This window comes from Streptomyces sp. NPDC001914, assembly GCF_042891215.1.
Lineage (GTDB): Bacteria > Actinomycetota > Actinomycetes > Streptomycetales > Streptomycetaceae > Streptomyces.
Genome location: NZ_JBIASW010000010.1, coordinates 310,471 through 318,602, shown reverse-complemented (window position 1 = coordinate 318,602; position 8,132 = coordinate 310,471). Strand labels below are relative to the sequence as shown.

Genomic DNA, 8,132 nt, shown 5'->3' with positions numbered 1-8,132 from the left:
AGCGAACAAGCCCCACGGGGCTCCCTACGTTGTCTAGGCCCACCGTCAGGCATCGCCTGGGACCAGAACGTCAGGCATCAGCTGGGATCCGACAGCGCTGGCCTACGCGTCGAAGTCGTACTCCAGGATGTACGAGGCCGCGTCCAGAGTCATTTCGTTGATCTCTACGGGGCGTCCCTCGTCGGCGAAGGCGGTACGGCACACGAGGATCACGGGTGTGCCCGCGGAGATGCTCAACTGTCCTGCCTCGTGCTTTGAGGGCATGCGCGAGCGGATCTCTTCGCGGAAGTGCACCGGCTTGTAGCCGAGTTCGGCCAACCTCGCGTACGTGCCCCCGGGGCCCGTGTTCTCTTCCGTGATCGCGGACCCCGCGACCAGAGGCATCGGCAGGTAGCTCGTGGCGAGCAGGACAGGCTTGCCGTCCAGGACGAAGCGCCGGCGCCGGACGCAGACCGTGTCGTCGTCGGACAGATCCAGAACGCCTGCGACATGCTCGGGCGCGGACTCCTCCGACACCGTCACCTGGTCGACGCTGAGCGCTCGATTCTCGACGTCGGCTGACCAGATGGACTTGCCGCTACCCCACTGCTCCTGCGACAACCGCTGAATGCCTCGGCGCCTCAGCGGGCGGAACGATCGGACGAACACGCCGGCGCCCTTGCGGGACTCGGCAACGCCCTCGTCCTTGAGTACGCCGAGGGCCTGGCGAGCGGTCATGCGGGCCACCTCGTGGGTGGCCATCAGCTCGTTCTCTCCCGGAAGCCGATCACCGGGACCGTATTCGCCCGACTGGATCGCCTCGCGCAGAGAGTCTGCGATCCGCTGGTACTTCGGCCGACGGTCGTCATCGGTGGTGGCCATCTGGGAGCCCTCCCCTCTTCTCTAGACAGCCTAGGCCATAGGCCTACGCCCTGGCTTGTTCGTGTAGCCCGAATCCGCCGCCCTCAACATCTCTATACAGATTCTCTTGACGTCTCTATACATGTTGCGTTCCAATGAAGATGTCTAGAGAGGTCGCGTCAGGCGGCTTCCGTGATCGAGGGATGTACGCATGCCGTCGTTCAAGATCGACGTTTCGACCGCTGTGGTGTTCGTGGCGACCGCGCCCGTGCCGAAGCTGGTCAACAAGCAGACCGGCGAGCGCGCCGTAGATCGGGAGACCAACGCTGGCTTGTCCACGGTGGGCCTGCTCATCTCGGACGAGGGGGAGGGGAACCTCTACCAGGTGACCGTCCCGGAGACCGGTCTCCCCGAGGGTCTGGCGCCGGGTATGCCGGTGAAGGTGATCGGACTCAAGGCGCGAGACTGGGAGAACGAGTTCAACGGGCAGAAGCGGCACGGGATCTCGTTCCGCGCGGTCGCCGTCACGGCCGGGGTCTGAGCCATGGCGGATCTGTCCGTGTGGCTGGAGGCGTCGGGCGTCTTAGCGGGTGCCGGTGGTCTGGGCTTGGCGAAGGTCCGCGCTCCGCGCGTGTACTGGTCGCTGGTCGGACTGCCGGCCGCCTGGGGCCGCTTCACCCTCTCGTACCGCTCCACCATGGACGTCTGTGGGCTGACGGTGCAGTCGTCGGGACTGCGGGCATTTATGGTGCGCAACGTGGCCCGGCGTGAGGTGCAGCCGGTGCCGCCGAAGGTCCGCCGGGTCCGCGGCACATCCACCGGCCTGCGGGTCACGCTGCGACTGCCCGCCGGCCTGGAGCCGATGGACGTCGTCGCCTCCTCGGAACGGCTCCGCCACGCCTGGGGCGTGCACTCGGTGAACGTCACCGAGACAAAGCCCGGCTTCGTGGAACTGCGCATGACCGGCCACGATGTGCTGCGCCGGGTGCGCATGCCGCGCAAGGCACGCCCCCACGACATGGTCGTGCCGGTGGCGCTGCGAGAGGACGGGACCGTCTTCGTCCGCGACTACCGCAAGGTCCCCATGGCGCTAACGCTGGGCGCCAACCAGTCGGGTAAGTCGATGTTCCAGCGCAACCTGGTCAAGGGCCTGGCTCCGCTGCCGGTGGCCATCGCGGGGATCGACTGCAAGCGCGGTGTCGAACAGTCCGCCTACGCACCCCGGCTCTCGGCCTTAGCCACGACGCCGGACGATGCCGCATCACTGCTCGATGTGCTGGTGGCCGAGATGGAGTCCCGGTTTGACCTGCTGAGCCTGCACGGCGTCTCGGACCTGTGGGAGCTGCCGGAAGACGTGCGGCCGGTGCCGATCGTGCTCCTCGTGGACGAGATCGCGGAACTCTTCCTGATCGCCTCCAAGAAGGATGAGGAACGCCGCGAACGCCTGGTCACCTCGCTGATCCGGCTGGCGCAGATGGCTCGTGCCGCGGGGATCTTCCTGGAGATCTGCGGGCAGCGCTTTGGCTCCGAACTCGGCAAGGGCGCCACGATGCTCCGCGCACAGCTCACCGGGCGCGTGGTGCACCGCGTCAACGACAAGCAGACCGCCGAAATGGGCCTCGGGGACATCGCCCCGGAAGCCGTTCCACTGGTGACGTCGATGGCGCCGGATAAGCCCGGCCTGGCGGTCGCTGCGGATTCCTCCGGTGGCTGGTCCCGCATCCGCACCCCGATGACGATCCCGGCGGAAGCCACCGCGGTGTGCCGGGAGTTCGCCCACCTGGTCCCGCACCTGCCCGCGCTCGACCCGTTCCGCCCCTACGTCCCGGAACCCGCTGTCGACGGCCCGTCGCTGGTCAAGCCGGTCCCGGTGACCGACTAGCACCTCTGATCCATCCCGGTTGGCGTGACCGTCTCGCGCCAGGTCCCTACCCGCGCCATGCCTGGAACAGGAGGAATCCCGATGTGTGAGCGCTTTGAGGACTACCAGCGCACGGTGATGCTGCTCGGCTCGCTGGCCCTGTACGGCGAACGGTCCGATGCGGATGGCGACTTCGTGGACGTGGTCGGCCCTGCTCTTGCCGTGTCGCTGCCGGAGCCGCCGCCGGGCATGTTCCCGCCCGGCTACGACCCCACCGCCGGCCCCGACTACCCCGGGGGGCGGTGACTCGATGGCCACCAAGAAGCGCACCCCGCGCCCCGCCCCCGTGTCTGATCCGGCGAAGTGCGGGCCCTGCAACGGCACCGGGGAGGTCGCCCGCCCGGTTCACGTGGGTCGCAAGCGCCGGCCGGTCGGTGAACAGGCCGGGATCTGCCTGGCCTGCTTCGGCACCGGAGAAGCCACCAACTGAACCCGCCGGGACCGGGCGGCCGGACCACGTTCCCCGCCCGCTCCCGGACCAACTCCCTTAAGGAGGTGAAGACATGTCCCGCTCGATCCAACCGGATGCCGTGCTCGTTCAGGCAGTGATCGCCGGTGCGCTGTCCTTCGCCCACCTGCACGACCTCGCCGCGGCCGCCGGGCAGTCCGGATGGAAGGCATGGGCGTACCCGGTCAGTGTGGACCTGCTGCTCGTCGCCGCATGGCGCCGGCTGCGGACCGCGCGCAAGGACCGCTCGGCCTGGACCTGGTTCGTGATCGCCCTGTTCGCCTCGCTCGGCGCGAACATCGCCACCGCCGGACTCCTCGACCTCGACCACGTCCCGGCCTGGCTGTGCATCCTCGTCGCCGGCTGGCCAGCCCTCGCCTTCCTCGGCGGCACCCTCCTCGTCCACGCACCCACCGACACCCCCGCCCCGGCTCCGGTTTCCGCACAGCCTGTGGACGAACCGGCCGTGGCCGAGGTCGACGTACGCCGCGACGAGCCAGCTCCGCCCGCGGCTCCGGCACTTCCCGCCGCCGCGCCTGCTGCTCCTGCGGTGACGGTGCCGGTCGCGCTCCTGGACCACGCCCGAAAGATCGCCGACAGCCACCGCGCCGCGACCGGATCACCGATGGCCGCAGACGCTCTCTCGGCCCGGCTCGGACTGCCCGGCCCGATGACCGCGGCCATCGCCGCGCAACTCCAACTCACCTGATCCGAAGGGACCGTCATGCCCGTCCATCGGCGCTTTCGCGACGTGATCCGCATCGGCCCCGTCCAGGTCGCCACCTACTTCGACGGACACGGCCGGGACAAGCACACGGCGGCCTGCTCCGCCCCCGGCTGCGGCTTCTCCGCCGACTACTACGACCGTTCAGGCGCCGAACTCGCCGCCCGCACACACCGCTGCAAGGCATAGGAGACAGCCCGTCATGGACGTCCCGCTCTGGCTCGCCCTGATCGTCGCCGGCGCCCTCGGCGTCAAGCTCGTCCGCCCTCCCTGGTGGCTCGTGGCCGTGCTCCTCCTCGGCGGCTACCTCATCGCCGACAGCTTCCTCGGCCCCGCCGTCGCCACCGTCGTCAAGTAACCCAACCCGAAAGGACCGCCGCCATGTTCACCCCGAAGTACCCGACCCCCGACACCGCCCCGCCCCCGACCACGACCGCCCCCAGCGCCGCCCCGGTGCCCGTCGCGCCGGCTCCCGCACCGGTCCCCGCAATCTCGAACCGTCCGACCGTGCAGCTCACCCCCGGCAGCGCGCTCGCCCTCGCCGCGGGCGGAGGGGCCGTGGTCCTCGTCGTCGGCGTGGTGCTGGTCTCCCTGCTCCTCGCGGTCGCCATCACCGGCATGTCCCTGGCGGTGTGCGCGGTCGTCCTCCGCTCGATCCTCAACCAGGAAAGGAAGCACTGACATGGGCCTCTTCAGCCGCAAGGACAACTCCTCGCAGCCCGCGCGTGACGAGCGCATGGTCGAACTGGGCCGGGACTACGCCATCGCGCGCCGGCACCGCGACACCAAGGCCATGAACCGGATCATGCGCGAGATCGGCACGGACAAGAACGTGACCGACCTGAACGACTTCCGGGAGGGCCAGGAGTCCTACGACTCCATCCCGCCCATCCCGCGCGGACGCAACCGCCGCAAGTAACGCCCGTCCGGGGCGGCCTCGGTCGCCAAACTTCCGCCGCCCCGGACGGCCCACCTTCCTGATCCAACGGACCCGAAAGGGAAGCCTCATCATGCCCCAGCACCACCCGAACACGCCCGTCTGCCGCGACTGCGACGGCTTCCCCGTCGTCGCCGTCGCCACCGGTGGACGCAACCGCGACGGCTCCCGCGCCACCCTCCGCATCGCCTGCCGTGCCTGCAAGGGCACCGGCCGCACGGTCCGCCGCGCCACCCTCGCCCTGGCGGGGAGGTGAGCGCCGTGGCCGACCTGACCCCCGAGGAGAACGCACCCGGGCTGCACGTCGCTGCCGAACCGATCTACCGCCGTCACGACGACCCCGGCCGCTGGTGGAACACCACCGCCTCCACCCCCACCGGCTCCTACACCTGCGGCGGCTGTGGCCAGTCCGACACGGCCACCGGCCAGCGCGACGTAGCAGCCCTGGTCGAGGACTACACCGACAACCACGGCCCCGCACACCGCGGGGGACGTCGATGACCCTCGCCCCCGCGGGGCTCGACCCGGCCACCCTCAGCGACGTGCTGAGGGTGGCCGGCTCGGCCGACTTCGACCGCTGGCAAGAACAGATCCGCCGCACCGGAGGATGCTCCGACCCCATCCGGTTATCCGGCTCCACCAAGACCATCGACCCGACCACCAAGACCGTCCTGCACGCCTACACGACAGAGCATGAGCCGGGCGGCATGCTCCGCATCGCCTGCGGCAACCGCCGCGCCTCGCGCTGCCCGGCCTGCGCCTGGACCTACGCCGGCGACACCTACCACCTGATCCGCGCCGGACTGACCGGAGATCCGGACAAGGGCACCCCGCACACCGTGCGCGAGCACCCCCGCGTCTTCGCCACTCTCACTGCCCCGAGCTTCGGGCCCGTCCACAACCGCCCCGGCAACCGGCCCTGCCGCTGCGGCACCCTGCACCCCGAGGACGCTCTCGAACTCGGCACCCCGCTCGACCCGGACACGTACGACTACGCGGGCGCCGTGCTCTGGAACAACCACGCCTCCGACCTGTGGCGCTACTTCTCGATCTACCTCCGCCGGGAGATCGCAAAGCGGGCCGGGCTCACCCAGACGGCCGCTCGCGAACAGTCCCGCGTCTCCTTCGGCAAGGTCGCCGAGTACCAAAAGCGCGGGGCGGTCCACTTTCACGCGGTGATCCGCTTCGACGGACCCGAGGGACCCGACACCCCGCCCCCGCACTGGGCCACCCTCGGCCTGCTCACCGACGCGATCGGTGCTGCCGCTGCCCGGGTCGCCGTCGACGTCGCCGCCGCGGGTGATGAGCCGGCTCGGACGCTGCGTTGGGGGACACAGCTCGACGTCCAGCCGATCAGTGCCTTCGGGGACGGTGAAGAGATCACGGAACAGGCGGTGGCCTCCTACGTGGCCAAGTACGCCACGAAGGCAGCCGAGAGCACGGGCGCCGTCGACCGCCGGATCGGCAACAAGGAAGCCCTGGTCCTCCTCGACGTGCCCGACCACCCCCGCCGGCTGATGGAAGCCTGCCTCGACCTGCACCCGCTCTACCCGGATCGGAAGCTCCGCGACTGGGCCCACATGCTCGGCTTCCGCGGCCACTTCTCCACCAAGTCCCGCCGTTACTCGACCACCCTTGGCGCGCTTCGCCAGGTGAGAGCCGACTACCGGGCCGCCCAGCAACGTGCAGCGCTCGGCCTGCCCGACCTCGACGACAACCCGGAGGCGACCACCCTCGTGCTCTCCCACTGGACCTACGCCGGCCACGGCTACACGCCCGGTGAAGCCTGGCTCGCCGCGACCATCCGCCGGGACATCCAGCTCAACCGCGAAACAGCACGTGAAGCCCTCGCAGACCTGTACCGGGAAGGGGAGTTCGACCATGGATGAGCGATACCTCAGCGTTGATCAGGTGGCCGAGGTTCTGGGCACGACCGTGCGTTTCCCGCGGCGTCTGATCGAGGAACGTCGCATCACCTACGTGAAGGTGGGTCGGCACGTCCGCATCCCCGAGAGCGCCGTTCGCGAGTTCATCGCCGCAAACACGGTGGAGCCTCGGCGGCGTGGCTCTGCTCTCCGGGCGGTGGCTGCCTGATGGCGGGGAAACGGCAGTTCGGCCGCGTTCGTAAGCTCCCGTCCGGCCGCTACCAGGCCCGCTACCTGGGGCCTGACGGTCAGGATCGGCCGGCCCCGGAAACGTTCCGGACCAAGCGGGACGCGGATGCCTGGCTGGCTGACAAGCAGACCGAGATGCGCCGCGGTGACTGGCACGATCCGGACGCGGGGAAGGTGCCGTTCGGTGCGTACGCCGCTGCCTGGATTCGGGAGCGCGAGCTGACCGCCACTACCCGGCAGCTCTACGGCTCGCTGCTGCGGCATCACCTGGAGCCGGCGTTCGGAGCGGTCAACGTGGTGGAGATCTCGCCGCCGCTCGTTCGGCGCTGGCGGGCGGACAAGCTTGCCGCGGGCACCGGTCCGACGACGGTCGCCAAGGCGTACGCCCTGCTGCGCGCAATGATGGGCACCGCCGTGGCCGATCAGATGATTCGGCGCAATCCGTGCACGATCAAGGGTGCGAGCACGGTGCACACGCCGGAGCGGCCGACCGCCACGGTGCGGGAGGTCTACGACCTGGCCGATGCGATCCAGCCGCGCTACCGGGCGCTGGTGCTGATGGCCGGCTTCCTCGGTCTGCGGTGGGGCGAGCTGGTCGGTCTGCACCGCCGGGACGTCGACCTGGAGCAGGGCTCGGTGCGGGTTCGGCGCGCGGTCGCCGAGTTGTTCAACGGTCGTCAGGAGATCAAGGCGCCGAAGAGTGCCGCGGGCAAGCGCACGGTGGCGATTCCGTCCGCGATCGTCGCCGATATCCGTGATCACTTGGAGCGGTACGCGGAGCCGGGGGCTGACGGGCGGGTCTTCATCGGAGCCAAGGGGGCCACCCCGCGCCGGAATCACTTCAACCTGTTGTGGCGCCGGGCCTGCGCGGATGCCGGGATCAACGGCCTGCATTTTCATGATCTTCGGCACACGGGCAACACCCTGGCCGCGTCGACGGGTGCGAGCACGCGGGAGCTGATGGCTCGCATGGGCCACAGCACCGCCCGCGCCGCGCTGATCTACCAACACGCCAGTGCGGACCGAGACCGGCTGATCGCCGACGCGGTGAGCGGTCTGGTCAAAAAGGGGCGCAAGCGGGGGGCGCGTAAGAGCAAGAAGAAAGATCCGAAGCCCGACGGGCACGCTGCGGGCACGGGGGACTGATC

General features: G+C 69.7%; 15 protein-coding genes. 14 read left to right on the top strand and 1 reads right to left on the bottom strand.

The genetic code is table 11. The annotated features are described in order from the left end of the window. Window positions 1-102: 102 nt before the first annotated feature. The gene (locus ACFYYF_RS27950) at window positions 103-861 is read right to left on the bottom strand and encodes a GntR family transcriptional regulator (RefSeq protein WP_388780337.1); all 759 of its coding nucleotides are present in this window, start codon (window positions 859-861) and stop codon (window positions 103-105) included. Between the two features lie 190 nt (window positions 862-1,051). On the opposite strand from ACFYYF_RS27950, the gene ACFYYF_RS27945 reads away from it, so the two are divergent. The 14 genes from ACFYYF_RS27945 (at window position 1,052) to ACFYYF_RS27880 (ending at window position 8,130) form a co-directional block, all read left to right on the top strand. Then, entirely contained in the window at window positions 1,052-1,381 is a 330-nt protein-coding gene (locus tag ACFYYF_RS27945; RefSeq protein ID WP_388780335.1) for a hypothetical protein, read from the top strand. Between the two features lie 3 nt (window positions 1,382-1,384). Then, window positions 1,385-2,722: an FtsK/SpoIIIE domain-containing protein gene (locus tag ACFYYF_RS27940; protein WP_388780333.1), complete on the top strand. Its 1,338-nt coding sequence runs from the start codon at window positions 1,385-1,387 to the stop codon at window positions 2,720-2,722. Between the two features lie 81 nt (window positions 2,723-2,803). After that, window positions 2,804-3,007, top strand: coding sequence for a hypothetical protein (locus ACFYYF_RS27935; protein ID WP_388780331.1), 204 nt, complete (start codon window positions 2,804-2,806; stop codon window positions 3,005-3,007). A gap of 4 nt (window positions 3,008-3,011) precedes the next feature. After that, window positions 3,012-3,191, top strand: a complete 180-nt coding sequence (locus ACFYYF_RS27930; RefSeq protein WP_388780329.1) for a hypothetical protein — start codon at window positions 3,012-3,014, stop codon at window positions 3,189-3,191. Between the two features lie 73 nt (window positions 3,192-3,264). After that, window positions 3,265-3,918 (top strand): DUF2637 domain-containing protein, encoded by a 654-nt coding sequence (locus ACFYYF_RS27925; RefSeq protein WP_388780327.1) that lies wholly within the window; start codon window positions 3,265-3,267, stop codon window positions 3,916-3,918. A 15-nt stretch (window positions 3,919-3,933) separates the two neighbouring features. Continuing rightward, window positions 3,934-4,122: a mobile element transfer protein gene (locus ACFYYF_RS27920; RefSeq protein ID WP_388780325.1), complete on the top strand. Its 189-nt coding sequence runs from the start codon at window positions 3,934-3,936 to the stop codon at window positions 4,120-4,122. A 13-nt stretch (window positions 4,123-4,135) separates the two neighbouring features. Further along, window positions 4,136-4,291 carry a hypothetical protein gene (locus ACFYYF_RS27915; RefSeq protein WP_388780324.1) on the top strand — a complete coding sequence of 52 codons (156 nt, stop codon included), beginning with the start codon at window positions 4,136-4,138 and terminating at the stop codon, window positions 4,289-4,291. Between the two features lie 23 nt (window positions 4,292-4,314). Further along, window positions 4,315-4,614, top strand: a complete 300-nt coding sequence (locus tag ACFYYF_RS27910) for a SpdD protein (protein WP_388780321.1) — start codon at window positions 4,315-4,317, stop codon at window positions 4,612-4,614. A gap of 1 nt (window position 4,615) precedes the next feature. Further along, window positions 4,616-4,852, top strand: a complete 237-nt coding sequence (locus tag ACFYYF_RS27905; RefSeq protein WP_388780319.1) for a hypothetical protein — start codon at window positions 4,616-4,618, stop codon at window positions 4,850-4,852. A 91-nt stretch (window positions 4,853-4,943) separates the two neighbouring features. After that, a complete protein-coding gene (locus ACFYYF_RS27900) occupies window positions 4,944-5,126 on the top strand; it encodes a hypothetical protein (RefSeq protein ID WP_388780317.1) in 183 nt (60 codons plus the stop codon). Window positions 5,127-5,131: 5 nt separating this feature from the next. Then, window positions 5,132-5,371 carry a hypothetical protein gene (locus tag ACFYYF_RS27895; protein WP_388780315.1) on the top strand — a complete coding sequence of 80 codons (240 nt, stop codon included), beginning with the start codon at window positions 5,132-5,134 and terminating at the stop codon, window positions 5,369-5,371. Beyond that, on the top strand, window positions 5,368-6,759 hold the full coding sequence (gene repSA, locus ACFYYF_RS27890) for a replication initiator protein RepSA (RefSeq protein ID WP_388780312.1): 1,392 nt from the start codon (window positions 5,368-5,370) through the stop codon (window positions 6,757-6,759). Before ACFYYF_RS27895 ends, repSA begins: the two co-directional genes overlap by 4 nt. After that, a complete protein-coding gene (locus ACFYYF_RS27885) occupies window positions 6,752-6,964 on the top strand; it encodes an excisionase family DNA-binding protein (protein ID WP_328669115.1) in 213 nt (70 codons plus the stop codon). Before repSA ends, ACFYYF_RS27885 begins: the two co-directional genes overlap by 8 nt. After that, window positions 6,964-8,130, top strand: a complete 1,167-nt coding sequence (locus tag ACFYYF_RS27880; RefSeq protein ID WP_388780309.1) for a tyrosine-type recombinase/integrase — start codon at window positions 6,964-6,966, stop codon at window positions 8,128-8,130. The genes ACFYYF_RS27885 and ACFYYF_RS27880 overlap by 1 nt, the downstream gene beginning before the upstream one ends. Window positions 8,131-8,132: the final 2 nt, after the last annotated feature.

What these genes read in the sequence shown, in the direction of transcription:
- ACFYYF_RS27900 (WP_388780317.1), top strand. Translation starts at nt 4,944, where the DNA reads ATGCCCCAGCACCACCCGAACACGCCCGTCTGCCGCGACTGCGACGGC.
- ACFYYF_RS27940 (WP_388780333.1), top strand. Translation starts at nt 1,385, where the DNA reads ATGGCGGATCTGTCCGTGTGGCTGGAGGCGTCGGGCGTCTTAGCGGGT.
- ACFYYF_RS27935 (WP_388780331.1), top strand. Translation starts at nt 2,804, where the DNA reads ATGTGTGAGCGCTTTGAGGACTACCAGCGCACGGTGATGCTGCTCGGC.
- ACFYYF_RS27950 (WP_388780337.1), bottom strand. Translation starts at nt 861, where the DNA reads ATGGCCACCACCGATGACGACCGTCGGCCGAAGTACCAGCGGATCGCA.
- ACFYYF_RS27915 (WP_388780324.1), top strand. Translation starts at nt 4,136, where the DNA reads ATGGACGTCCCGCTCTGGCTCGCCCTGATCGTCGCCGGCGCCCTCGGC.
- ACFYYF_RS27910 (WP_388780321.1), top strand. Translation starts at nt 4,315, where the DNA reads ATGTTCACCCCGAAGTACCCGACCCCCGACACCGCCCCGCCCCCGACC.
- ACFYYF_RS27945 (WP_388780335.1), top strand. Translation starts at nt 1,052, where the DNA reads ATGCCGTCGTTCAAGATCGACGTTTCGACCGCTGTGGTGTTCGTGGCG.
- ACFYYF_RS27880 (WP_388780309.1), top strand. Translation starts at nt 6,964, where the DNA reads ATGGCGGGGAAACGGCAGTTCGGCCGCGTTCGTAAGCTCCCGTCCGGC.
- ACFYYF_RS27905 (WP_388780319.1), top strand. Translation starts at nt 4,616, where the DNA reads ATGGGCCTCTTCAGCCGCAAGGACAACTCCTCGCAGCCCGCGCGTGAC.
- repSA (WP_388780312.1), top strand. Translation starts at nt 5,368, where the DNA reads ATGACCCTCGCCCCCGCGGGGCTCGACCCGGCCACCCTCAGCGACGTG.
- ACFYYF_RS27925 (WP_388780327.1), top strand. Translation starts at nt 3,265, where the DNA reads ATGTCCCGCTCGATCCAACCGGATGCCGTGCTCGTTCAGGCAGTGATC.
- ACFYYF_RS27885 (WP_328669115.1), top strand. Translation starts at nt 6,752, where the DNA reads ATGGATGAGCGATACCTCAGCGTTGATCAGGTGGCCGAGGTTCTGGGC.
- ACFYYF_RS27920 (WP_388780325.1), top strand. Translation starts at nt 3,934, where the DNA reads ATGCCCGTCCATCGGCGCTTTCGCGACGTGATCCGCATCGGCCCCGTC.
- ACFYYF_RS27930 (WP_388780329.1), top strand. Translation starts at nt 3,012, where the DNA reads ATGGCCACCAAGAAGCGCACCCCGCGCCCCGCCCCCGTGTCTGATCCG.